The sequence below is a fragment of the Bradyrhizobium sp. LA2.1 genome, from assembly GCF_040547725.1.
In the GTDB taxonomy this organism is placed as follows: Bacteria; Pseudomonadota; Alphaproteobacteria; order Rhizobiales; family Xanthobacteraceae; genus Bradyrhizobium; species Bradyrhizobium barranii.
Genome location: NZ_JBEPQI010000019.1, coordinates 167,874 through 190,153 on the forward strand (window position 1 = coordinate 167,874; position 22,280 = coordinate 190,153).

Below are 22,280 nucleotides of genomic sequence, written 5' to 3' on the forward strand. Positions count from 1 at the left end.
ATGAAACACACCTCAATCTGGCAGAACGGCAAAGTCGCGCGCGGAAGGCTCGCCACGGCTTGTCTCGTGCTGATGCTGTCCTGTTCCACGGCTTCGATTGGTCTCGCCCAGTCGTCGCGCGCCGACCAGAAGAGTCTGGATGCACTGCTCGACAGCGCCGAGCGGTCGATGAAGCAATCCGCCGACAACCTGAAGGACAAGAACTCGGACGAGAGCATTGGCCAGCAGTCCCGGGCGATCCGGGACATGGAGAAATATCTCTATCCCGATCCGAACGATCCCTCGGCGTCGCGCGAAGGGTCGCAGGATACGCAGGGCCGGCAGGAGCAACTGAAGAAGCGGCTGGAGGCCCTCAAGAAGAAGCTCGCCGAGATGGGCTTGCAGCAGGATGGCCAGAAAGGCCAGCGCGGGCAGAAACAGCCGGGGCAGCAGGGCCAACAAGGTCAGCAGGGCCAAGGTCAGGGTCAGGACGGCGACCAGGATGGCGATGACGGCTTCGACGCCGCCGAGAACGCCATGGGGGATGCCGGCAATCAGATCGGCGAGGGCGATGCCGACGGTGCGACGGCATCGCAGGGCAAGGCCATCGACGCCCTGCGCAAGGGCATGCAGGATCTCGCCGACGCGCTCGGCGGGCAGCAGAACGGCGAAGGCCAGGATCCGGGCGACGGTGACGGCCCCGGTCAGGCTGTCGGCCGCCAGCAGAGCGGCGGCGAACGGACCGACCCGCTGGGCCGGCCGCTGCGCGGCAAGGAATATAGCGACGACTACACGGTCAAGATTCCCGGCGAGATCGATGCCCAGCGCGCGCGCCGCATCCTCGAAGAGCTCCGCCGCCGCCTGAGCGATCCCGCACGTCCGCAGATCGAGCTCGATTACCTCGAGCGTCTGCTGAAGGATTTTTGACGTCACACTCGGTGTCATCGCCCGCGCAGGCGGGCGATCCAATATTCCAGAGACGATTGTGATTGAACCGAGAGGCCGCGGCGTACTGGATGCCCCGGTCAAGGCCGGGGCATGACAGCGGAATACGCCGCGCCCTACGTCTTCTTCGCTGCCAGCGCGTCGGCGACCGCCGTACGGATGTCGGCGACCGAGAACGGCTTGGTCACGACGTCATGCACCAGCGCATTCAAATTCGAGGCGCGCTCGCGCTGATCGGCAAAGCCGGTCATCAGCAAAATGGTCAGGTCGGGAAAATCGCGCGCGGCGGAGAGCGCCAGCGCGATCCCGTCCATCACCGGCATCTGGATGTCGGTGAGCAGGAGATCGAACGCGCCGTTCTCGCGGGTCAGGATTTCCAGCGCCTCGGCGCCGTCCTGCGCGGTGACGGTCTCGTGGCCGTCCATGGCGATGGCGCGCGCCACCAGCTGGCGCATCGAGTCCTCGTCGTCGGCGATCAGGATTTTCGGCATGAGACCAACCTTGAGACCAATCTTGGGACCAGCCTCCCGTGCGGGATATGCAAAATCGATTATACGCTGCCGCCGGCAATGTCGCGCCGGTTGAAGAAGCGGACGTCGATATTGCGGCCCTCCGGCGGCGGCGAGGCCAGGCGCGAGCGGAAGAAGGCGCGCTCACCCGGCTGCAGCACGGTCTGCTCCAGCACGGTGTTCCAGGCGTAGATTTCCGCTCCCTGCGCGTCGCGCACTGCAAAGCGCAGCCGCGGGATATCGAGCGGCTTCTTGCTTTGACCCACGATCACGCCCTCGATCACCAGCACCTGCTTACCGTCCACGGTCTCGCTGGAGAGCTTGACGTCCTTGAACGCCAGCCCGCGCAAATTAACTTCGAGCCCGACCATCTTGTAGAACGCCGCCGTCTGCGGCAGCAGCCGGACCATGTCGCCGCGCCAGATGACCAGCGCCAGCACCAGCGCGCCCATGGCGGCGCACGCGGTCGGCAGGCCGAAATGGGATTTTCGCGGAGCCTCGGTGGGGGCCTGGCGCCTCACCCGCGCCCCGCGGCGGCTGAACAGGCCGCGGAACCAGGACTGGTGCTGCGCGCCGGCGACGTCATCCTCGGCGGCGCGGGCCGCCGCTGACCATTCGTCCTCGGTCTCCTGGGCGTCCTCGGCCGGCCAGTCGCTGGCGATCGAGGGGCTGTCGACGACCGGCGTGTCGGCGGCGCCGTCGTCCCTGGCGTAGGAGTTCCACTGCTCGGCGAGGTCGGACTGGTCGTCGGCCTGGCTGGCCGCCGCCATGGCCGGGACGGACGCCTCCTCGATGGCATCCTCGGCATAGGCGACCCAGGTCTCCTTGCAGCGGGAGCAGCGGACCGTTCGTCCGTTCGCCCCCAGGCTCGCGGGCTTGATGGCGTAGGATGTCGTACAATGGGGGCAGACGATATGCATGGACACGAGCCTTGATGCACGGACTGGTCTTGACGATGCTTCGGTCGCGGAGAACCGGGCATCCCAGATGCTACAGAGCGACCGTTAACGAACCGGAAACCATAACGGTCGCAAAACCCGTTGATCGCGTGTGGCGGAGCGCAGCAGCGCGGCCCGCGCCCCCTCTCGAACGGAGCTGAGCTTGGTTCGGTTCGAAAATGTCGGATTGCGTTACGGACTGGGGCCGGAGATTCTGCGCGACCTCAGTTTCGAGATTCCGGCGCATTCCTTCCAGTTTCTCACCGGCCCGTCCGGCGCCGGCAAGACCTCGCTGCTGCGTCTGTTGTTCCTGTCGCACCGGCCGACGCGCGGCCTCGTCAACCTGTTCGGCCACGACATCTCGCAGCTCGGCAAGGACGAGATCGCGGATTTGCGCAAGCGCATCGGCATCGTGCTCCAGGACTTCCGCCTGCTCGACCACATGACGACCTATGAGAACGTCGCCTTGCCGTTCCGCGTCATGGGCCGCAGCGAGTCGAGCTACCGCAAGGAGGTGATCGACCTGTTGCGCTGGGTCGGCCTCGGTGACCGCATGGACGCGCTGCCGCCGATCCTGTCCGGCGGCGAGAAGCAGCGCGCCGCGATCGCGCGCGCCGTGATCTCGCGGCCGCAGCTCCTGCTCGCCGACGAGCCGACCGGCAGCGTCGATCCGACGCTCGGGCGCCGGCTGCTGCGGTTGTTCATCGAGCTCAACAAATCGGGCACCGCCGTCATCATCGCCACCCACGACATCGGCCTGATGGACCAGTACGAGGCGCGACGCTTCGTGCTGCACCAGGGGCGGCTGCACGTCTATGAGTAGGCCCGACGACCGCGGCGTGCTGGTAGATCTCGGACAGGAGCGTCCGCAGCTTCCGCCCAAGGCGCGCAACATGTCGCCGATCGTGCCGCGCGCCTCGATCCACGGCCGCGCGCTGGTTGCCGTCGTCGCCATCATGACCTTCCTCGCCTCGATGACCACGGGCACGGTGCTGCTCGTCAGTGCCTCCGCCGCGGAATGGCAGTCGGACGTTGCAAGCGAAATCACCATCCAGGTCCGCCCGCAGACCGGCCGCGATCTCGATCGCGACACCGCGGCAGTGACAGAGGCCATCCGCGCGCAGGCCGGCATCATCGAGGTCAAGCCGTTCACCAAGGACGAGAGCGGCAAGCTGCTCGAGCCCTGGCTCGGCACCGGCCTGTCGATGGACGATTTGCCGGTGCCGCGGATGATCATCGCGCGCGTGCAGCCCGGCACGCTGCTCGATCTCGGCGCCTTGCGCGCGCGTGTGACCCAGGCCGCCCCGAGCGCCAGCGTCGACGATCACCGCGCCTGGATCGAGCGGATGCGCTCGATGACCAACGCCACCGTGCTCGCCGGCATCGGCATCCTCGCACTCGTCATCATCGCGACCATCATCTCGGTCTCGTTCGCGACCCGCGGCGCCATGGCGGCGAACCAACCGATCGTCGAGGTCCTGCATTTCGTCGGCGCCGGCGACCGTTACATCGCCAACCGCTTCCTGCGTCACTTCCTCAGGCTGGGCCTGGAGGGCGGCGTGATCGGCGGCGGCGCCGCCATGCTGGTGTTCGGCTTCTCCGAGTCGATCGCCGGCTGGTTTTCCGGGACCCCCGTCGGCGACCAGTTCGCAGCTCTGCTCGGCACCTTCTCGCTGCGGCCGTCGGGCTACATCGTGCTCGCGGTGCAGGCGGTGCTGATCGGCGCCATCACCGCGGTTGCCTCGCGCCAGACGCTGTTCGCGACACTGAATGACGTCGATTGAGCCCGATAAACCGGACTCCACTTCGCCTCAAAACGTCCTAAAATCATCCGGGGAAGGGATCACCGACATCATATGACCGCGCCGACCGACGATCGATCGCCGAAATTGCCGCGTGGCTGGCTGCGCGCGGCGTTGGTATCGACGATCGCGTTCGTCTTCGTCGGCGCGGCGGCGGGCTTCGTCGCCTTCCTGGCGCAATTGCGCGGCGCTGAGATCGCGCCGGACCGCAAGGCGGACGGCATCGTGGTCCTGACCGGCGGCTCCTCGCGGGTGTCGGATGCGATGGAGCTCCTGGCGGCCGGCTACGGCAAGCGGCTCCTGATCTCCGGCGTGCACCCGACCTCGACGGCGAGCGACATCTCCCGGACGCTGCCGGAGAACCAGTCCTTCATGCATTGCTGTGTCGATCTCGACCGCACCGCGGTCTCGACCCGCGGCAACGCGGCGGAAGCGCGGCGCTGGGCCGAGGGGCGCGGCTTCAGATCGCTGATCGTCGTCACCTCGAACTATCACATGCCGCGCGCGCTGGTGGAGTTCTCGCATGCGATGCCGGAGACCACGCTGATCCCGTTCGCAGTGGTCGGCGAAAAATGGCGTGAGGAGCCGTGGTGGACCTCGGCCTCCACCTTGCGGCTGCTCCTGTCCGAATACGTCAAATACATCGCCGCCGAGCTGAGGGTGCGGCTGGAGGATTTCGGGATTGACCTTTCCCCCGAGATGTCGGAGCAGCCTGCTGGCGTGGCGCCGAAGCGGCCCGCCACGGCACAGGCCAATTGATCGGACCATCGATGTTTTTGATTTTCCTGCGCTCGCTCCTGTTCAACGTGCTGTTCTACGCCGTGCTCGTATGCCTCGCGATCGTGGCGCTGCCGACCTTCGCATTGCCGCCGCGTGCCATGCTGACGGTCGCGCAATGGTGGGCGAAGGCGACGCTGTTCCTGATGCGCGTGATCTGCAACATCAAGGTCGAATTCCGTGGGCTGGAGAAGATTCCGGCAGGGCCACTGGTGATCGCGGCGAAGCATCAGTCGTTCTGGGAGACGTTCGTGCTGCCGGGCTTCTTCAACCGTCCGATCTTCATCCTCAAGCGTCAGCTCATGCAGATCCCGGTCTTCGGCCAGTTCCTGGTCAAGACCGGAATGATCGCGATCGACCGCAAGGCCGGCGTGAAGGCGCTGCTGGACATGACGCGGCGGGCGCGCGAGGCGGTGCGCGCAGGCGGGCAGCTCGTGATCTTTCCGGAAGGCACACGCCGGGCGCCCGGCGCCGCGCCCGATTACAAGACCGGCTTTGCGCAGATCTACTCGTCATGTGGCGTGCGGTGTCTGCCGATCGCGCTCAATTCCGGCCTGTTCTGGCCGCGCCGCACCTTCATGCGCTATCCCGGCACGCTGGTGGTCGAGTTCCTCGATCCGCTGCCATCAGGCCTGCCGAAAGACGAGTTTCTCTCGCGCGTGCAAACCGCCATCGAAGACGCGACCGGCCGCCTCGTCGAAGCGGGCCGGAAAGAGCAGGAGCAGCTCATCGGCTCGTCGCCGAGCTACGCGCCGTCGGAGCGCTAGCGGTTCTCGCGATCTTCTGCGGGAGCCGGCGCGTGCAGGGAATGCGCATCACCATGCAGCATGGTCGCGAGCTGATGCAGCTGCGTGTCGCGAAAACCTTCGGCCTCGATCGCTTTCACCGTTGCCGTCACGTAGTCGCGGTTGGCGCCGGACTGGCCATGACCCTGGACGACATGGCGATGCTGGTCGGCGAGCGACAGCCGGCCGGCATATTGGACATGGCCGCGGTCGACCACGTAGGCGAGCGCGGAGACGCGCTGTCGCGCATCGTTCTCAAGCCACACCGAGCGCATCACCTCGCGATAGACGGACGTGACCTGCTCGCGCGCCCGCAGATAGGCGACGACGTCGGCGCGGTCCTTCTCGGCGACGCGAAAAGCAATGCCGCGGCAGGCGCCGCCGCGGTCGAGCCCGAGCACCAGGCCAGGCTGCTCCGGCGTGCCGCGATGCACGAAGGAATAGACGCAGAGCGCGCGGTGCTCGCCGACCAGCCGCGCCGGGACGCGTTCCCTGAATTCGAAGCCCGGCCGCCACATCAGCGAGCCATAGCCGAACACCCAGAGGTCGCCCTTGGCTGTGGTGACGGAGGGGAGGGTCATTTCCGACATTTCGGGCACGGCTACCAGAACGACGCCCCCAAGCGAAGCGAATTCTCGGCCTTTCGGCGCGGCCGAACCCCGCTTACATTTGACAAAATCTGGGGTCAAAGGGTCGCCGCATGTCAGATATGACCGTTGCCACAGGCCGCCGCCCCCGTTGGGGCCTTTTCATCGCCCCCATTATCCTCCTGATCCTCGCCGTCGCGTGGAGCTGTTTCTGGTTCTATGCGGCCTCGCAGGCCGAAATTGCCGCAGACGCCTGGCGGGCGCAGGAGGCCAAGTCCGGCCGCATCTACGATTGCGCCAAGCGCTCGATCGCCGGCTTCCCGTTCCGCTTCGAGGTCCAGTGCTCCGGCGCCAGCGTCGCCCTGGTGTCGCAGAACGCCAGCAAGACGCCGTTCACGGCGAAGCTCGACAACATCCTGGTCGTCGCCCAGGTCTACGATCCCAAGCGCGTCATCGCCGAATTCTCCGCGCCGGCGACGCTCACCGACGGCGTCACGCAAAACACCTTCGTGGTGAATTGGAGCAAGGGCCGCAGCAGCGTGTTCGGCCTGCCGGCGGTGCCGGATCGCGCCTCCATCGTGTTCGACGATCCCGTCATCAATCGTCTCGACGGCAGCGTGCAGGTGCCGCTCGCGCGCGCCAAGCAGGTCGAGCTGCACGGTCGCCTCGCAGACGGGTCGCGGTCGGATCATCCTGTGATCGAGACCGTGCTGCACGTCGCGCAGGGCAGCATCCAGGGTGTTCATCCCTTGCTCGCCGAGCCGTTCGAGGCGGACACGCGCGCGAAGATCACGGGCCTCTCCGACCTCACGCCAAAGCCGTGGCCGCAACGCTTCCGCGAGATCCAGGCCGCCGGCGGTCACATCGAGATCGTGCAGTCGCGCGTCCAGCAGGGCGAGATGATCGCGGTTGCGGCCGGCACGCTGGGGCTCTCGGCCAATGGCCGACTCGACGGCGAATTGCAGATGACGGTGACCGGGCTCGAGCGCGTGATCCCGGCGCTCGGCATCGACAAGATGCTGGAGGAGGGGGTGCCGCAGGCAACCCTCGACCGCGTTGCGCCGGGCGTGAAGTCGCAGGACCTCAACAATCTGTTCGGCGCCCTCGACCGCGCCGTTCCCGGCCTCGGCAAGGTCATCAAGCAGAACGCCAATGCCGGCGTTGCGGCCGGCATCAATTCGATCGGCACCGAGAGCACGCTTGAGGGCAAGAAGGCGAGGAGCTTCCCGCTGAAGTTCGTCGACGGCGCCGTGCTGCTCGGCCCGGTCAAGGTCGGGCAGATCCCGCCGCTGTATTGATGCCCCGTCATTGCGAGCGAAGCGAAGCAATCCAGACTTTCTCCTCGGAAACAGTCTGGATTGCTTCGTCGCTGCGCTCCTCGCAATGACGGAGGAGAGAGGGTGTCTACGGCTTCTTGCCGAGCTGCGCATGCGGCCGGCCGAAATCCGGCGCGGCCGAATCCTGGCCGATCTCGACGATGCCGCGGCGGATGGCGCGGGTGCGGGTGAAGTGGTCGAACAGCGCCTCGCCGTCGCCGCGGCGGATCGCGCGGGTAAGCTTGGCGAGATCCTCGGTGAAGGTGCCGAGCATCTCCAGCACGGCCTCCTTGTTGGCGAGGAAGACGTCGCGCCACATCGTCGGGTCGGACGCGGCGATGCGGGTGAAATCGCGGAAGCCGCCGGCCGAGAACTTGATCACCTCGGACTCCGTCACCTGCGCCAGCTCGTCGGCGGTGCCGACAATTGTGTAGGCGATCAGATGCGGCAGATGGCTGGTGATCGCGAGCACGAGATCATGATGATCCGGCGTCATGATCTCGACCTTGGCGCCCATCGCCGCCCAGAACGCGCGCAGCCGATCGGTGGCGGCCGCATCGACGCCTTCCGGCGGCGTCAGGATGCACCAGCGGTTGATGAAGAGCTCGGCGAAACCGGAGTCGGGGCCCGAATGCTCGGTGCCCGCGACGGGATGCGCCGGCACGAAATGAATGGTCTTCGGCAGATGCGGCGCCATGTCCCTGACGATCGCGCCCTTGACCGAGCCGACGTCGGAGACGATCGCGCCCGGCTTGAGATGCGCCGCGATCTCCTGCGCCACCGGCCCGCAGGCACCGACGGGAATGCAGAGGATGACGAGGTCGGCATCCTTCACCGCTTCCGCATTGGTCGCCACGACCTGGTCGACGATGCCGAGCTCCAGCACCCGCGCGCGCGTCTTCTCCGAGCGCGCGGTGGTGACGATCTCGGAGGCCAAGCCCTGGAGCTTCGCAGCGCGCGCGATCGAGCCGCCGATCAGGCCGAAGCCGATCAGCGCAACGCGCTGGAAGTGCGGGGTGGTGCTCATTTGCCGGCCATGAAGTCGCGCAGGCCCTCGACGACGAGGCGGTTGGCCTCCTCGGTGCCGATGGTCATGCGCAGCGAATGCGGCAGGCGGTAGTTCTTCAGCGCGCGCAACACCAGCCCGCGCTTGGTAAGATATGCGTCGGCCTCGTCCGCGGTCTTGCCATTTTCCGGGAAGTGGATCAGCACGAAATTGGCGACGCCCGGCGTCACCTTCAGTCCGAGCTTGCCGATCTCCTCGGAGAGCCAGTTGCGCCAGGTCTCGGTGAACTGCTTCGACATCGCCTGGTGCGCAGTGTCCTCGATCGCTGCGACCGCGGCATACATCGCCGGCGTCGACACGTTGAAGGGACCGCGGATGCGGTTGACCGCGTCGATGATGTGCTCCGGACCGAACATCCAGCCGACGCGCAGCGCGGCGAGACCGTGGATCTTGGAGAAGGTGTGCGTCACCACGGTGTTCTCGGTGGTGGCGACGAGCTCGATCCCCATCTCGTAGTCGTTGCGCGAGACGTAATCGGAATAGGCGGCATCGAGCACCAGCAGCACGTGCGACGGCAGGCCGGCGCGCAGCCGCTTGACCTCGTCGAACGGCACATAGGTGCCGGTCGGATTGTTGGGATTGGCGAGCCAGACCAGCTTTGTCTTCGGCGTCACCGCCTTGAGGATGGCGTCGACATTGCAGGTGAGGTTGGTCTCCTGCGCGACCACGTTCTTGGCGCCGACCGCCATGGTCGCGATCGGGTAGACCAGGAAGCCGTGCGTGGTCGAGATCGCCTCGTCGCCGTGGCTGAGATAGGTGTGGGCGAGCAGATTGAGGATCTCGTCCGAGCCGGCGCCGCAGATGATGCGGTTGGGGTCGAGCCCGAAAGAACGGCCGATCGCTTCGCGCAACACGCGCGAGGTTCCTTCCGGATAGTCTTCCAGATGCGCCGCCACGTTCCTGAACGCCTCGATCGCCTTGGGCGAGGGCCCGAACGGCGTCTCGTTGGCCGAGAGCTTGAACACCTTGCGGCCCGGCTCAGCCACCGGGCTCTTGCCGGGCGTGTAGGGCGCAATATCGAGAATGCCGGGATTCGGCACGGGGCGGGACATCTTCAACTCCGGAAGTAACTTCAGGCGGTTCGCGATCTACGATTTCGACCCGGTCGAGGGCACCGTATAGCGCGTTGCGTGGCTGCCGACGAGGGCCGTGGAGCGCACCGAGGCCCCCGCTTCGATCAGGGCAGCCCTGATTTTGTCGATGCTGGTCGCGCTCGTGACCGAGACCAGCAGCGCGGCGCCGTCGAAGGCGGTATCGGGCACCGCCACGATCTCGGCGAGCGGCGACAGGGCGCGGGCGACCTCGGCGTTCCACCCGGACACGCGCACGCTGAAGGTCTCGACCTCCGTCACCACGGCGCTGTCGGCGACGCGCGAGATCGCGAACACCGGCAGTGCGGCCGGATGGTCGGCGCGCTCGACGAAGGGCATCCGCGCGATGATCTTCGGCGCGCCGTCCGCTTCCAGCTCCAGCCACCATGGCGTGCGGCTCGAGGTCGCCGAGACCAGCGCCAGATCGCCCTTGGACTTCGCCACCGCTTCGACCGCGGCCTGCGCGCTGAAATGCGCGACGTAAGGCACCGTGAAGCCGAAATGGAAGCGTACGGAATCGCGCATCGCCGGCTCGCTCACCGAGATGTCGGCATGCACGGAGAACGGCGCTTGGACGTAAGTGAACGTCGAGATGATGACGCGCCAGATGCTCTCGACCGTGTCGAGCGGCAGGATGCCGCGATGACGCTGGACGATGTCACGCATCATGGCGGCCTCGCGCGCCGGGCGGAACGCCGAGCCGACCTCCTGGGTCTGCTTCACCTGGATCAGGCGGTCGATGATGTCGCCGCGCTGCATCAGGAGACGATGCATGCCCTCGTCGATCGCGTCGATCTCCTTGCGCAATTCCTGGAGCGATGGTGGCGCGGGCGGACGTTGGGACATATCTGCGAGATGCTGGTGAGAGGCGTTCCAATGCGGGTCGGCCAAGGCCCATCGGCATGGCCGGATCCGCTGCGATCGACGTCCTGATTAGGCAGTCGGCGCGGCGAAAGCAAAGAGAAATGCAAAGGGAAACCGGGCCTTTTCGGCCGGCCTTTCAGGGATGAATTTGGCTAATCCGGACCGTGACTTGACGAAAACCGCCCAAGACAGTAGCTTTTGCCCGTTCCGTGGTCATTTGAGCCGGCCGGCTTGCAGCCACGTTAAAAAACTCGCTAAACAGGCCGGGGACGCTTCCGATCCCGGCCGAACCTATCGTTCAGGCCGGGTTTTTCATGGCCTGATTCCAGCGGCAGCCTGACGGGTGTCGCAAACGAGGTCGATGATGGTTGGCGTGAAGCCTGTGCCAAGTCCCGCGATCAGTGCCGACGACCGGTCGCATGAGGCGGATCATCCGAATTCGCAGGTCGCGCAGTTCGGCGCCGAGCAGCCGCTGCGACTCGATTGCGGCATCGATCTCACCCCATTCCAGATCGCCTACCAGACCTATGGCGAGCTCAACGCCGATCGCTCCAACGCGGTGCTGATCTGCCATGCGCTGACCGGCGATCAGCATGTCGCCAACGTGCATCCCGTCACCGGCAAGTCGGGCTGGTGGGAGACGCTGGTCGGTCCCGGCCGACCTCTTGATCCTCAGCACTACTTCATCATTTGCGCCAACGTGATCGGTGGCTGCATGGGCTCGACCGGGCCGGCCTCGATCAATCCGGCGACCGGCAAGGTGTGGGGCCTGGATTTCCCTGTCATCACCATTCCCGACATGGTGCGCGCGCAGGCGATGCTGATCGACCGGCTCGGCATCGACACGTTGTTCGCGGTGGTCGGCGGCTCGATGGGCGGCATGCAGGTGCTGCAATGGACCGCGGCCTATCCCAAGCGCGTGTACTCCGCGCTGGCGATTGCCTGCGCGACGCGGCACTCGGCGCAGAACATCGCTTTCCACGAGCTCGGTCGCCAGGCGGTGATGGCCGATCCCGACTGGCACAACGGCCGCTACACGGATCAGGGCATCCATCCGCATCGCGGACTTGCGGTGGCACGGATGGCCGCGCACATCACCTATCTCTCCGACGCCGCGCTGCATCGCAAGTTCGGCCGCCGCATGCAGGATCGCGAGCTGCCGACGTTCTCGTTCGACGCCGATTTCCAGGTCGAGAGCTACCTGCGCTACCAGGGCTCGTCCTTCGTCGAGCGGTTCGACGCCAACTCCTATCTCTATCTGACCCGTGCGATGGACTATTTCGACATCGCCGGCGACCACGGCGGCGTGCTGGCGAAAGCGTTCGCGGGCATCGAGACGCGCTTCTGCGTGGTCTCCTTCACCAGCGACTGGCTGTTCCCGACTTCGGAATCGCGCGCGCTGGTGCATGCCCTGAACGCGTCGAGCGCGCGGGTGTCGTTCGCCGAGATCGAGACCGATCGCGGCCATGACGCCTTCCTGCTCGACGTGCCCGAATTCTTCGATATCGCCCGTGCCTTCCTGCAATCGGCAGGGAAGGCGCGCGGGCTCACCGCCAGGATTGACTGACAAGGACGGCTAGCGATGTCTGTGCAGGAAGTGCTGCCGCTGGGCGGCGTTGCGACGGAGCAGTCCGGCCAGTTTCGCGCCGATCATCTGCTGGTCGCCGAGATGGTCAAGCCCGGCTCGAAAGTGCTCGACGTCGGCTGCGGCGAGGGCGATTTGCTCCAGCTTCTGGAGACCCGCGGCATCGACGGGCGCGGCATCGAGCTGTCGCGCGAGGGCGTCAACCGCTGCGTCGCCAAGGGCCTCGCGGTGGTGCAGGGCGATGCCGACACCGATCTCGTCAATTATCCCGACGACGCCTTCGATTACGTCATCCTGTCGCAGACGCTTCAGGCGACGCGGCAGCCGCGGGTCGTGCTGGAGAATCTGCTGCGCATCGGCCGCCGCGCCATCGTGTCGTTCCCGAATTTCGGCTTCTGGAAGATGCGGCTCCAGCTCCTGGTCGGCGGCCACATGCCGCGCACCGAGAATCTGCCGGCGACCTGGTACGACACCGCCAACATCCATTTCTGCACCATCAAGGATTTCGTCGAGCTCTGCGACGCGATCCACGTCAAGATGGAGCGCGCGGAGGCGCTGGATCTCTACGGCCGTCCATTGCGGCTGCGCTTGCCGTGGTGGGTGTGGAACATGTTCGGCGAGCAGGGCGTGTTCTTGCTCACGCGTGGGCAGGGGAAGTAGCTGCCGTCATTCCGGGCCTGCGCCTGTCGGCGCATCCCGGAATGACAGCGACTGGCAATCTAATGCGCCGCCAGCGACCGCGGATCGCGCACCGGCCAGCGCCCGGCTTCCACCAGCGTCACGAACCGCTCCACGCTCTCGTTGAACAGCGCGGGCTCCTCCAGATTGAGCACGTGGCCGGATTTCGGAAACATCGCGAGGCCCGCCGCGGGCAGGTGCTTCTTCAGGAACAGGCTTGCTCCGACGCAGGGATCGTCTTCGTCGCCGCAGATGATCAGCGCCGGTGTCGCTACGCCTTTGATCGCGTCGGTCATCGCAAAGATCGAGGGACGGCCGCCCTGGAAGCCGCGCATCGTGTTGGCCGAACCCTTGGCGTCGTGGCGCGCCAGCGCGGCGTAGAAATCGGCGTGGCCGCGCGGGTCCTTCACGAGGAACGGAATCCGGCTCGGCGCCTCGCGCGTGACCTTTGCGACCTCGGCGGAGCCGAGCGTCTCGAACTGCTCGGCATTGGCGCGGCACTGCTTGCGCCAGTTGTCGAGATTCTCGATCTCCGATCCTGAGCCCACGCCGGCCAGCGTCATCGACAGCGCGCGCTGCGGTGCGTTCAACCCGATCTGGAGCGACGAATAGGCGCCCATCGACAGGCCGACGAGATGCGCGCGCTCGATCTTGAGATGATCGAGTACCGCGAGCGCGTCGGTGTAGAAATGCTTGTAGGTGTAGACCTCGCCATCAGGCACGTCCGACGGCGTGTAGCCGCGCGCGGAATAGGTGATGCAGCGATGGCCGCGCGAGAAGTAGCGCATCTGCGGCTCCCAATTGGTGTAGTCGGCCGCGAACTCATGCAGAAAAATAATTGGCGTTCCCTGACCCGCTTCTTCGAAATAGATGCGGACGTCGTCCCTGGTCGTGGCGTGGGGCATTAACTGTTTCCCTCTCTTCAAGCCGCCTTTGGAGAATTGCAGTTAACGTTGTTGTCCGCAATGCGGCAGCCTCAAGCCAGCACCGGCACAAAATCATCGCAGCTATTCGCGGGCGTGGCGTCTTTTTCTCGCCACATCCGGCGGCTTAACGGCCAGACGGATGCCGGCCATCGCACGGGCCGATTGGGGAAGTGGGGTGTCAAGAAGGATGAAGTATGTTGGAGTTGTTTGCGTCTCGCCTGTCGCGTTGTGTTGTCGCGCTGGCGATTTTCTTCGCGGCGATTGCCGCGTTCGTTTCTCCGGCCTCAGCGCGGCCGCATCATCGTCATAGCGCAGAGCGGCACGCTTACGTGCACCACGCCAGACATCATCATGACCGTCATTATCGCCACCATGCCCGCAGCTCGCGCTTCGAGCGCGGCGCGGCGCAGTTGCAGGCGAGCGGCTTCGCCGACACCCAGGCGAGCTACAATCCGAACGCCAATGTCGGCGGCATGGCCAACAACGGAATGACCAATCCTGGAATGGCCAATAGCGGTGGCGGCTTCGGCGGCGGATCGGGCCTCGTGTCCGAGGCGCGCCGTTATATCGGCGGCAATCCGACCGGGCGCGGCAGCCTGTGGTGCGCGCGCTTCATGAACATGGTGCTGCAGCATACCGGCCATCAGGGCACCGGCTCCGACATGGCGAGCTCGTTCGCGCGCTACGGCACGCGTGTCTCCGGTCCGCAGGTCGGCGCCATCGCGGTCATGTCGCGCGGTCGCCGGGGCGGCCATGTCGGCATCATCACCGGCGTGGACGCGCAGGGCAATCCGATCATGATCTCCGGCAACAACGGCAATCGCGTTCGCGAGGCACCGGTCTCGCGCGGCCGGATCTATGCGTATGTGATGCCGAACTGACGCTCGTTGCTGTCGTCATTGCGAGGAGCGAAGCGACGAAGCAATCCAGATTGCCTCAACGGGTAGATCTCTGGATTGCTTCGCTGCGCTCGCAATGACGGAAGTAACAGCGACCCGCTCACACCAATCTCGGCGCTTCCACCGCGATCGCGTCACCGACGCCGATCTCGCCGTCGGCGATGACCTCGGCATAGATGCCGCAATCCATGTGGCCGAGATGGCGCGACAGCGTCGGCGGTATCTCGAGATCGCGCTGCGCGGTCTTGGGATCGACGTTGACCGCCGGGCAGCGGACGATGCGCTTGACCACCTTGAGCCGGGCCTCGCCGATCGCCAGCGTCTCGCCGACGAGGTCGAGCTCGGACCAGGCCGGCCAGCCCTTCACGTAGAGATTGGCGCGGAAGCGCAGTGGATTGACTGCGGCGCCGCCGAGCATGGTCTCGATCGCGCGGACACTGCCGAGATTGATGATCGATACGACCTTGCGGGCGACGTCGGAAAAGCTGTGGTCGCGGCCGGACAGAACTTTTGGCGGGCCCTTCAGCTCCGGCTGAAAATTCTCCGTGAAATAATCCTCGATGGCGGCGCGCCCGGCAGTGGTCTCCAGATCGCCGCTGGCGACAACCTGGCCGTCCTTGCGGATGGTCAGGCGGTTGGTCGCGTCCTCGAACCGGCTGTCGAGGGACGCAAGCCGCTCATTGCGCGCCAGCATCAGGAACTGGATTTTCGGCTTCCAGGCCGGCGCCTCCGGATCGAAGCCGCTCGGTCCGTTCTCGATGGCGTAGCGGCGGTCGGCGGGCAGGGTCTGGCCGATCCGCAAGGGGACCCGGGGCAGGGATTCCGGCGTCAGGCCCTTGATCGGGTAGCGGTAAAGGCCGGTGATTTCGGCGGTCTGGCTGGCTGTCATGTCGCTACTTAAGGGATTCGACCTGCTGGCGCCAAGCAGGCAGGCCCGTGCACGAAATTGTGAACGCGCCTCTTCCGATCCGAGGCCAAGCTTCCCACATCTGGGTCAGGCCGGCGCCAGCGCCGGCTGCTAACGACCGCTGCCGGTTGAGGAACGTCAACGCGTCCAGCGGAAACCCAATGAAGATGCCGTTTGGAGTGCCTTAGAGGGCTCCAGGGGCAGGCCGAGGGAAAGAAAAGACATGAACATCGACAAATATACCGAACGCTCCAGGGGCTTCGTCCAGTCCGCGCAATCGCTTGCGGTGCGCGAGGGGCATCAGCAGTTTTCGACCCTGCACGTCCTGAAAGTTCTGCTGGACGACAATGAGGGCCTCGCTGCCGGTCTGATCGACCGCGCTGGCGGCAATTCCCGCGCAATTCTGAAGGCGACCGAGGACGCTCTCAACAAGGTGCCGAAGGTCTCCGGCGGCGGCGCCGGGCAGATCTATCTGGCACCCGAGCTCGCCCGCACTTTCGATGCTGCCGAAAAGGCCGGCGAGAAGGCCGGCGACAGCTTTGTCACCGTCGAGCGGCTGTTGCTCGGCCTCGCGCTGGAAAAGACCAGCGAGGCTGGCGCGATCCTGGCCAAGGGCGGCGTCACCCCGCAAAATCTCAATGCCGCGATCGAGGCGCTGCGCAAGGGCCGCACGGCGGACTCGGCGACCGCCGAGAACGCCTATGACGCCCTGAAGAAATATGCCCGCGACCTGACCCAGGCTGCGCGCGACGGCAAGCTCGATCCGGTCATCGGCCGCGACGAGGAGATCCGCCGCACCATCCAGGTGCTCTCGCGCCGGACCAAGAACAATCCCGTGCTGATCGGTGAGCCCGGCGTCGGCAAGACCGCCATCGCCGAGGGCCTCGCGCTGCGCATCGTCAACGGCGACGTGCCCGAGACCCTCCAGGACAAGAAGCTGCTCTCGCTCGATCTCGGCGCGCTGATTGCGGGTGCGAAATATCGCGGCGAGTTCGAGGAGCGGCTGAAGGCCGTGCTCCAGGAAGTCACCGCGAGCGAGGGCAATTTCATCCTGTTCATCGACGAGATGCATACGCTGATCGGCGCCGGCAAGGGCGACGGCGCGATGGACGCATCCAACCTGCTCAAGCCCGCGCTCGCGCGCGGCGAGCTGCACTGCATCGGCGCCACCACGCTCGACGAGTACCGCAAGCACGTCGAGAAGGATGCGGCGTTGGCGCGGCGCTTCCAGCCGATCTTCGTGAGCGAGCCCTCCGTCGAGGACACCATCTCGATCCTCCGCGGGTTGAAAGACAAGTACGAGCAGCACCACGGCGTGCGGATCACCGATTCCGCGCTCGTGGCGGCGACGACGCTGTCCAACCGCTACATCACCGACCGCTTCCTGCCGGACAAGGCGATCGACCTCATGGACGAGGCGGCTGCGCGGCTGAAGATGCAGGTCGATTCCAAGCCGGAAGAGCTGGATTCGCTCGACCGCGAGATCATCCGGCTCAAGATCGAGCAGGAAGCTCTCAAGAAGGAGAGCGATCTCGGCTCCAAGACCCGTCTCGAGGGGCTTCAGAAGGAGCTCATCGAACTCGAAGAGAAATCCGCGGCCCTGACGTCGCGCTGGAGCGCGGAGAAGAACAAGCTCTCCAACGCCCAGAAGCTGAAGTCGGAGCTGGACGCGCTGCGCGTCGATCTCGCCGACGCACAGCGGCGCGGCGAATTCCAGAAGGCCGGCGAGCTGGCCTATGGCCGGATCCCGCAGCTTGAGAAGCAGCTGGCGGACATCGAGGCGCGTGAGGGCTCCGGCGATATGATGGAGGAGGCGGTCACCGCCAACCACATCGCGCAGGTGGTCTCGCGCTGGACCGGCGTGCCCGTCGACAAGATGCTGGAAGGCGAGAAGGAGAAGCTCCTGAAGATGGAGGAGCAGCTCGGCAAGCGCGTCGTCGGCCAGGCCGAGGCCGTGCGTGCGGTGGCAACCGCCGTGCGCCGTTCGCGCGCGGGCCTGCAGGATCCGAACCGGCCGACCGGCTCGTTCATGTTCCTGGGGCCCACCGGCGTCGGCAAGACCGAGCTGACCAAGGCGCTGGCGGAGTACCTGTTCAACGACGAGACCGCGATGGTCCGCCTCGATATGTCCGAGTACATGGAGAAGCACTCGGTCTCGCGGCTGATCGGTGCGCCTCCCGGCTATGTCGGCTATGACGAGGGCGGCGCGCTCACCGAAGCGGTGCGGCGCCGGCCTTATCAGGTCGTGCTGTTCGACGAGATCGAGAAGGCGCATCCTGACGTCTTCAACGTCCTGTTGCAGGTGCTCGACGACGGCCGCCTGACCGATGGTCAGGGCCGCACCGTCGATTTCCGCAACACGCTGATCATCATGACCTCGAACCTCGGTTCGGAGTATTTGGTGAATCAACCGGAGGGCGAAGACACCTCAGCCGTGCGTGAACAGGTGATGGGAATGGTGCGCGGGCATTTCCGGCCCGAGTTCCTGAACCGTGTCGACGAGATCATCCTGTTCCACCGCCTGCAGAGGAGCGAGATGGGACGGATCGTGGAGATCCAGTTCGCCCGGCTGCAGAAGCTGTTGACCGATCGCAAGATCGTGCTGACGCTCGATGCCGCGGGCCGCGACTGGCTTGCTGCGAAGGGCTGGGATCCGGCCTACGGCGCAAGGCCGCTGAAGCGCGTGGTCCAGCGCTACCTCCAGGATCCGCTCGCCGAGATGATCCTGGCTGGAGACGTCAAGGACGGGGACAACGTTGCGATCTCGTCCGAAGGCAACGTGCTGACCTTCAACGGCAAGGCGCAGCAGACCGCGGAGATCGCCCAGTTCGAGGCGCCGCCGGCGTCGAAGCGGAAACTGAACTGATCGTCGCGCTCACTGCAAAACGAAAAATCGCCCCGGAGAGGCCAACTCTCCGGGGCGAATTGCTTTGACGAGGTTCGCTCTAGCTGACCGCGGATGTTGAGCCGGGTTCGGCTGGACCTTGCTCGTCGCTGTCCTCATCGAGCTCCGACAGGATGTCGACAAGCTCGCGCACGCGTCCGTGCGCCAGCGGGCGCAAATCATTGATCATCGGCTCGTCATTGGCGAGCCAGGCCTGGGCTTCGGCGAGTTCCTCGACCGTCGCGCCGGTTCCGATGATCTGGGCTATGGTGACTTCGTCGGCCCGATCCACTGTCTTGACGACATCGTCGCGTGAGAGGCGCCGCATGGGGATCCTCCTGTTGGTCGGCTTCCGTCAGCATTTAACCGGCAAACTCGCGTGCCGGTTCCACCGGGCTGGTTTCCTCCGCGCTACTTCCTGGTGACCTTGTAGATCGCGTTCTCGATATCGGAGGAGAAGTAGATGACGCCGGAGGCGCCGATGGCGACGCCAGTCGGGATGTTGCTGGGCAGGCCCCCGGGTGCGCCCATCAGCCCGATCGGAAGATTGGCAGCGATCTCGGTGACCTTGCCGCTGTCCGGCGCGATCTCGATTAGTCGCCTGGCGCCCACTTCCGCCACGATCAGCCTGCCGTCGCTCCCGCGCGCGATGCCTTGATGCCGCTTTGGCAAACGAAACTTGACGTTGTAACGCCGTGAAACGACGTCGCTTGACGACGTCGCATCCAGATCATGTTTTCCAGAGATGTCCGGTCGATTTCGGCCGGTTAGGGATCAGCGGTTGGTGACCTGCAACGGGCCGCCGGTTGCGTCCGAAATGCGGGCGATGGCGCCGTTGCGGCCGCTCATCATGGCGTCGAGCCGGTCGCGTTCCTTCTCGAAGCCCGCGAGCACCGTGCCTTCCAGCGAACGGCCGCGCGGCAGTTTCACGCGCAGCGGATCGACGAAGCGGCCGTTGACCAGGATTTCGTAGTGGACGTGAGGGCCGGTCGACTGGCCGGTCGAACCGACGAAGCCGATCACCTGACCCTGCCGCACCTTCTTGCCGATCTCCATGCCCTTGGCGAAGGCCGACATGTGGCCGTAGGCGGTCTCGTAGCCGTTGGAGTGCTTGATGCGGATATATTTGCCGTAGCCGCCTTCGGGGCCGACCTTCTCGAGCACGCCGTTGCCGGAAGCGAAGATCGGCGTGCCGTAGGAGGTGGCCCAGTCGACGCCGGTGTGCATCTTCACATAGCCCAGGATCGGATGGCGGCGGCCGCCGAAGCCGGAGCGCATGATCGCGTTGTTGACGGGCTTCCTGACCAGGAATTTTTTCGCGCTCTTGCCGGTCTCGTCATAGTAGTCGACGACGCCATCGTCAGGGCTCTGGTAGCGGTAGTATTTCTTGGTCTCGCCGCCGACCGTGAGGGAGGCGAACAGCACGTCGTTCTTTTCGTTCGACGTCGTGCCCTCTTCTTCGCCGGCGTAGAACACGTCGAATGAATCGCCCGGCGCGACCTTGCGCTGGAAATCGACGTCGTAGGAGTAGATCTTGATCATGTCCTCGATGACCGGCATCGGGACTTTGTTGCGCATCGCGGTCTCGTAGATGCTCTGGTAGAGCCGCACGCCGGTGCCGTCATCGTCGTCATCGTCGTCGCTGTTGGCGTTGGCCGCGGCATCGGCGACGGTGTTCATGCTGGAGACGTCGACCGCGACGTATTTGCCGAGATCGGACAGCGCCGCGATCGCCTCGACCATGGTGTCGTTTGCAACCACGACGCGATAGGGTTGGAGGCGGGCGCCGGGGCTTGCGGGCGCCATCAGGATGCGGAGTTTTTCGCCTTCCTTCAGGCCGCCGTCGCGGCCGCGCGGGCCGAGCGTCGCGGTGATCGCCTTGATCTCCTCGGCCGTCGCGCCGAGATCGCGCAGGACGGAGCCGACGCTGTCGCCCTTCTTGACCACGTGGACGCGCTCGCCATTGGGATTGCCGCCGGTGATCTGCTCCTTGGTCTTCGGCAGCAGCGTGACGTTTTCCGGCACCACGCGCGTCTCGAAGCCGGCATAGGGATCGGACGCCGACGCTTCGGTGGCGTAGGCCATCTTCATGTCGGAGGGGCCGGTCGCGCCGGAGACGTCGGCGGTGGCATTGGCGAGCGAGGCGTAGCGCACCCCACCATTGCCGCGCCAGTTGGCGGCGTCGCGCACCCGCATCAGGATGTCGTCGAGCGCCACCACGGCGGAAATCTTGGCCTTCGGCAGCACCGGCGACAGGTCCTTGGTGACGAAGGAGACTTCGGCATCGGGCTCGACGGCCTCGGGATTGTTCGGATCTTCCGCCGCGGTCTTCGGATCGGAGCCGACATCGGTGAGCAGGCGCTGGGCGTTGAACGGCGGGATTTTCGCCGACAGATCGCTCGTCGACATCGACAGATTGCCGGCGATCCGGACGAACGGGCGCACCCGCATCACGTCGCGGTTGCCGACGCGGGCGACGGTAGAGACGCGCACGATGTTGCGCGAGGCCGTGGATTCGTTCGGCGGCGGCAGGCGGTCGCTCTTGTGCAGCGTGGCGGCGCGATCGGCCGCGCCGAATGCGCCGCGCAGCGCGCCTTCGACGCGCTCAGGCACCTTGGCGAAGGTCATCTCACCGTCGAGAGAAGCGAAAACGGCGCCGCCGATCAGGGCTGCGCCGCAGAGTCCGGTCAGAATTGTCCCGCTGAACCATTGCACGGAAACGCGGCGGCGATCGATGACGGCGGCCTCGGAACCATCGACGGACAGCGGCGGCTCGTGGCCGAGATCGATGATCCCGGTCTCACGCCCGTAAGCGCCGCGCGACGTCCTGTGGTTCAAACCAAGTCCCCCAATCAACGACCCAAGATGCCTGATTTCGAACCTCTCCTGGCCGCCCTCTTGAAGGGGGATCGCCGGAAAAGGCAAGCCGTACAGGCGCCCGCGCTCAGAAGGCCCTCGATGGGGCCGGCCGAAATTACGAACAACTGGACGGGTAAAGGTCTCTCGATGTCTCTCGAATGTCGGAGGAAGGCTGCGTCATCTGCAAGATCGCCTTCCTCTGACCCCATGAAAATCGCCGGCAGCCCCCACTGGCATCCCGCGATTCAAGCTCGTCTGTACCAGAACGCCGCGGGATTGTGGCTCTAGTACGGCGCCTAATATGGAAAAAGTTTCCTGAACGGCCGGGCGCAAGAAGCCCGTCTGGCAGGCGCCGGGGGACTAGGTCTGGCCTGGGGTGGAGCTCGGTCCAGCCTTGGATGGGGCTCGTCTGCCATGGACGATGGCTTGGTCCGGCCTGGATGGGCCCCCGCCTGTCCGGGCCCCGGGGGCGTCTGGAAGGACGCAGGGAGAGGGTGCCTGGAGAGGCGTCCAAAGCCCCTCCGGAGCCCGCCGGCGGGCAAGCTTTTTTTGAGATTTTTTGCGGTGCAGCTTTGATCCGGCCATTGGCGGCCCTTCTAATTGACTGGAATCGCTGGATTTTTTTCGGTGGTCCACCGTGCGACGATTTGTTGACAATGGGCGTTGACAATCCCGGGCGGGGGGGCCTATAACCCGACCACTGAGCGCGGCGCCGCCGGGTCACTGACCGAGGCGAGCGAACGCGCCACTGATGCTCCTCACCTTGTTGAGTGACACAACAGTCGACGTAAGTCGATTGGAGTTCATTCATCGTCGGTAAGGGTGTCGGAACCCTTCCACTCTGGAAGGTTGGGACCTCCTGGTCCCGGGCTGTTTGACAAGT

At 65.5% G+C, this 22,280-nt stretch carries 20 protein-coding genes, 1 pseudogene and 1 riboswitch; of the genes and pseudogenes, 10 read left to right on the forward strand and 11 right to left on the reverse strand.

Annotated features, from left to right (window positions below; translation table 11 throughout):
* Nucleotides 1-906, forward strand: coding sequence for a DUF4175 family protein (locus ABIB95_RS31545; RefSeq protein ID WP_071909343.1), 906 nt, complete (start codon nucleotides 1-3; stop codon nucleotides 904-906).
* Between the two features lie 134 nt (nucleotides 907-1,040).
* On the opposite strand, the gene ABIB95_RS31550 is transcribed toward ABIB95_RS31545, so the two are convergent.
* Nucleotides 1,041-1,415 carry a response regulator gene (locus ABIB95_RS31550; protein ID WP_208068849.1) on the reverse strand — a complete coding sequence of 125 codons (375 nt, stop codon included), beginning with the start codon at nucleotides 1,413-1,415 and terminating at the stop codon, nucleotides 1,041-1,043.
* 59 nt (nucleotides 1,416-1,474) lie between these two features.
* Nucleotides 1,475-2,353: an MJ0042-type zinc finger domain-containing protein gene (locus ABIB95_RS31555; RefSeq protein ID WP_166348887.1), complete on the reverse strand. Its 879-nt coding sequence runs from the start codon at nucleotides 2,351-2,353 to the stop codon at nucleotides 1,475-1,477.
* 181 nt (nucleotides 2,354-2,534) lie between these two features.
* On the opposite strand from ABIB95_RS31555, the gene ftsE reads away from it, so the two are divergent.
* From ftsE to ABIB95_RS31575, 4 genes are all read left to right on the forward strand, one after another.
* Nucleotides 2,535-3,194 carry a cell division ATP-binding protein FtsE gene (gene ftsE, locus ABIB95_RS31560; protein ID WP_014491659.1) on the forward strand — a complete coding sequence of 220 codons (660 nt, stop codon included), beginning with the start codon at nucleotides 2,535-2,537 and terminating at the stop codon, nucleotides 3,192-3,194.
* Nucleotides 3,187-4,155: a cell division protein FtsX gene (locus ABIB95_RS31565; protein WP_354245235.1), complete on the forward strand. Its 969-nt coding sequence runs from the start codon at nucleotides 3,187-3,189 to the stop codon at nucleotides 4,153-4,155. Before ftsE ends, ABIB95_RS31565 begins: the two co-directional genes overlap by 8 nt.
* A gap of 72 nt (nucleotides 4,156-4,227) precedes the next feature.
* A complete protein-coding gene (locus ABIB95_RS31570) occupies nucleotides 4,228-4,932 on the forward strand; it encodes a YdcF family protein (RefSeq protein WP_354121517.1) in 705 nt (234 codons plus the stop codon).
* 11 nt (nucleotides 4,933-4,943) lie between these two features.
* A complete protein-coding gene (locus tag ABIB95_RS31575; RefSeq protein WP_354245238.1) occupies nucleotides 4,944-5,717 on the forward strand; it encodes a lysophospholipid acyltransferase family protein in 774 nt (257 codons plus the stop codon).
* On the opposite strand, the gene ABIB95_RS31580 is transcribed toward ABIB95_RS31575, so the two are convergent.
* On the reverse strand, nucleotides 5,714-6,325 hold the full coding sequence (locus ABIB95_RS31580; protein WP_247313289.1) for a gamma-glutamylcyclotransferase: 612 nt from the start codon (nucleotides 6,323-6,325) through the stop codon (nucleotides 5,714-5,716). The two genes, ABIB95_RS31575 and ABIB95_RS31580, sit on opposite strands and share 4 nt — an antisense overlap.
* 110 nt (nucleotides 6,326-6,435) lie before the next feature.
* Between ABIB95_RS31580 and ABIB95_RS31585 the strand changes: the two genes are divergently transcribed.
* Nucleotides 6,436-7,620: a DUF2125 domain-containing protein gene (locus tag ABIB95_RS31585; RefSeq protein ID WP_063985778.1), complete on the forward strand. Its 1,185-nt coding sequence runs from the start codon at nucleotides 6,436-6,438 to the stop codon at nucleotides 7,618-7,620.
* A 106-nt stretch (nucleotides 7,621-7,726) separates the two neighbouring features.
* Here the strand turns inward: ABIB95_RS31585 and ABIB95_RS31590 are convergent, their stop codons facing one another.
* From ABIB95_RS31590 to ABIB95_RS31600, 3 genes are read right to left on the reverse strand one after another with little or no spacing between them, the layout of a single operon-like run.
* On the reverse strand, nucleotides 7,727-8,665 hold the full coding sequence (locus ABIB95_RS31590; RefSeq protein WP_014491665.1) for a prephenate/arogenate dehydrogenase family protein: 939 nt from the start codon (nucleotides 8,663-8,665) through the stop codon (nucleotides 7,727-7,729).
* Nucleotides 8,662-9,756 carry a pyridoxal phosphate-dependent aminotransferase gene (locus tag ABIB95_RS31595; protein ID WP_063986730.1) on the reverse strand — a complete coding sequence of 365 codons (1,095 nt, stop codon included), beginning with the start codon at nucleotides 9,754-9,756 and terminating at the stop codon, nucleotides 8,662-8,664. The genes ABIB95_RS31590 and ABIB95_RS31595 overlap by 4 nt, the downstream gene beginning before the upstream one ends.
* A gap of 36 nt (nucleotides 9,757-9,792) precedes the next feature.
* Complete coding sequence (locus ABIB95_RS31600; RefSeq protein WP_354245242.1) at nucleotides 9,793-10,641, reverse strand: chorismate mutase; 849 nt, start codon at nucleotides 10,639-10,641, stop codon at nucleotides 9,793-9,795.
* A 217-nt stretch (nucleotides 10,642-10,858) separates the two neighbouring features.
* A riboswitch (SAM riboswitch) is annotated at nucleotides 10,859-10,938 on the forward strand.
* A gap of 85 nt (nucleotides 10,939-11,023) precedes the next feature.
* Between ABIB95_RS31600 and metX the strand changes: the two genes are divergently transcribed.
* Nucleotides 11,024-12,226 (forward strand): homoserine O-acetyltransferase MetX, encoded by a 1,203-nt coding sequence (gene metX / locus ABIB95_RS31605; protein ID WP_063986729.1) that lies wholly within the window; start codon nucleotides 11,024-11,026, stop codon nucleotides 12,224-12,226.
* A 15-nt stretch (nucleotides 12,227-12,241) separates the two neighbouring features.
* The gene (gene metW / locus ABIB95_RS31610; protein WP_063985776.1) at nucleotides 12,242-12,904 is read left to right on the forward strand and encodes a methionine biosynthesis protein MetW; all 663 of its coding nucleotides are present in this window, start codon (nucleotides 12,242-12,244) and stop codon (nucleotides 12,902-12,904) included.
* 59 nt (nucleotides 12,905-12,963) lie between these two features.
* Here the strand turns inward: metW and ABIB95_RS31615 are convergent, their stop codons facing one another.
* Nucleotides 12,964-13,827 (reverse strand): alpha/beta fold hydrolase, encoded by an 864-nt coding sequence (locus tag ABIB95_RS31615; RefSeq protein WP_354245244.1) that lies wholly within the window; start codon nucleotides 13,825-13,827, stop codon nucleotides 12,964-12,966.
* A 215-nt stretch (nucleotides 13,828-14,042) separates the two neighbouring features.
* On the opposite strand from ABIB95_RS31615, the gene ABIB95_RS31620 reads away from it, so the two are divergent.
* Complete coding sequence (locus ABIB95_RS31620; protein WP_354245247.1) at nucleotides 14,043-14,729, forward strand: NlpC/P60 family protein; 687 nt, start codon at nucleotides 14,043-14,045, stop codon at nucleotides 14,727-14,729.
* A 118-nt stretch (nucleotides 14,730-14,847) separates the two neighbouring features.
* Here the strand turns inward: ABIB95_RS31620 and ABIB95_RS31625 are convergent, their stop codons facing one another.
* Complete coding sequence (locus ABIB95_RS31625; RefSeq protein WP_354245250.1) at nucleotides 14,848-15,636, reverse strand: MOSC domain-containing protein; 789 nt, start codon at nucleotides 15,634-15,636, stop codon at nucleotides 14,848-14,850.
* 241 nt (nucleotides 15,637-15,877) lie between these two features.
* Here ABIB95_RS31625 and clpB point away from each other — a divergent pair, with 241 nt between their 5' ends.
* Nucleotides 15,878-18,520, forward strand: a complete 2,643-nt coding sequence (clpB, locus tag ABIB95_RS31630) for an ATP-dependent chaperone ClpB (protein WP_354245253.1) — start codon at nucleotides 15,878-15,880, stop codon at nucleotides 18,518-18,520.
* Nucleotides 18,521-18,599: 79 nt separating this feature from the next.
* Here clpB and ABIB95_RS31635 read toward each other — a convergent pair whose 3' ends face one another.
* The 3 genes and pseudogenes from ABIB95_RS31635 to ABIB95_RS31645 form a co-directional block, all read right to left on the reverse strand.
* A complete protein-coding gene (locus tag ABIB95_RS31635) occupies nucleotides 18,600-18,866 on the reverse strand; it encodes a hypothetical protein (RefSeq protein WP_354245255.1) in 267 nt (88 codons plus the stop codon).
* A gap of 83 nt (nucleotides 18,867-18,949) precedes the next feature.
* Nucleotides 18,950-19,204: pseudogene (locus ABIB95_RS31640) on the reverse strand (hypothetical protein); the annotation flags it as partial.
* A 108-nt stretch (nucleotides 19,205-19,312) separates the two neighbouring features.
* Nucleotides 19,313-21,376 (reverse strand): peptidoglycan DD-metalloendopeptidase family protein, encoded by a 2,064-nt coding sequence (locus tag ABIB95_RS31645; RefSeq protein ID WP_354245258.1) that lies wholly within the window; start codon nucleotides 21,374-21,376, stop codon nucleotides 19,313-19,315.
* Nucleotides 21,377-22,280: the final 904 nt, after the last annotated feature.

Excerpts from the sequence above, each read along its gene's own strand:
- ABIB95_RS31545 (WP_071909343.1), top strand. The coding sequence starts at position 1 with ATGAAACACACCTCAATCTGGCAGAACGGCAAAGTCGCGCGCGGAAGG.
- ABIB95_RS31550 (WP_208068849.1), bottom strand. The coding sequence starts at position 1,415 with ATGCCGAAAATCCTGATCGCCGACGACGAGGACTCGATGCGCCAGCTG.
- ABIB95_RS31555 (WP_166348887.1), bottom strand. The coding sequence starts at position 2,353 with ATGCATATCGTCTGCCCCCATTGTACGACATCCTACGCCATCAAGCCC.
- ABIB95_RS31565 (WP_354245235.1), top strand. The coding sequence starts at position 3,187 with ATGAGTAGGCCCGACGACCGCGGCGTGCTGGTAGATCTCGGACAGGAG.
- ABIB95_RS31570 (WP_354121517.1), top strand. The coding sequence starts at position 4,228 with ATGACCGCGCCGACCGACGATCGATCGCCGAAATTGCCGCGTGGCTGG.
- ABIB95_RS31575 (WP_354245238.1), top strand. The coding sequence starts at position 4,944 with ATGTTTTTGATTTTCCTGCGCTCGCTCCTGTTCAACGTGCTGTTCTAC.
- ABIB95_RS31580 (WP_247313289.1), bottom strand. The coding sequence starts at position 6,325 with ATGTCGGAAATGACCCTCCCCTCCGTCACCACAGCCAAGGGCGACCTC.
- ABIB95_RS31585 (WP_063985778.1), top strand. The coding sequence starts at position 6,436 with ATGTCAGATATGACCGTTGCCACAGGCCGCCGCCCCCGTTGGGGCCTT.
- ABIB95_RS31590 (WP_014491665.1), bottom strand. The coding sequence starts at position 8,665 with ATGAGCACCACCCCGCACTTCCAGCGCGTTGCGCTGATCGGCTTCGGC.
- ABIB95_RS31595 (WP_063986730.1), bottom strand. The coding sequence starts at position 9,756 with ATGTCCCGCCCCGTGCCGAATCCCGGCATTCTCGATATTGCGCCCTAC.
- ABIB95_RS31600 (WP_354245242.1), bottom strand. The coding sequence starts at position 10,641 with ATGTCCCAACGTCCGCCCGCGCCACCATCGCTCCAGGAATTGCGCAAG.
- metX (WP_063986729.1), top strand. The coding sequence starts at position 11,024 with ATGGTTGGCGTGAAGCCTGTGCCAAGTCCCGCGATCAGTGCCGACGAC.
- metW (WP_063985776.1), top strand. The coding sequence starts at position 12,242 with ATGTCTGTGCAGGAAGTGCTGCCGCTGGGCGGCGTTGCGACGGAGCAG.
- ABIB95_RS31615 (WP_354245244.1), bottom strand. The coding sequence starts at position 13,827 with ATGCCCCACGCCACGACCAGGGACGACGTCCGCATCTATTTCGAAGAA.
- ABIB95_RS31620 (WP_354245247.1), top strand. The coding sequence starts at position 14,043 with ATGTTGGAGTTGTTTGCGTCTCGCCTGTCGCGTTGTGTTGTCGCGCTG.
- ABIB95_RS31625 (WP_354245250.1), bottom strand. The coding sequence starts at position 15,636 with ATGACAGCCAGCCAGACCGCCGAAATCACCGGCCTTTACCGCTACCCG.
- clpB (WP_354245253.1), top strand. The coding sequence starts at position 15,878 with ATGAACATCGACAAATATACCGAACGCTCCAGGGGCTTCGTCCAGTCC.
- ABIB95_RS31635 (WP_354245255.1), bottom strand. The coding sequence starts at position 18,866 with ATGCGGCGCCTCTCACGCGACGATGTCGTCAAGACAGTGGATCGGGCC.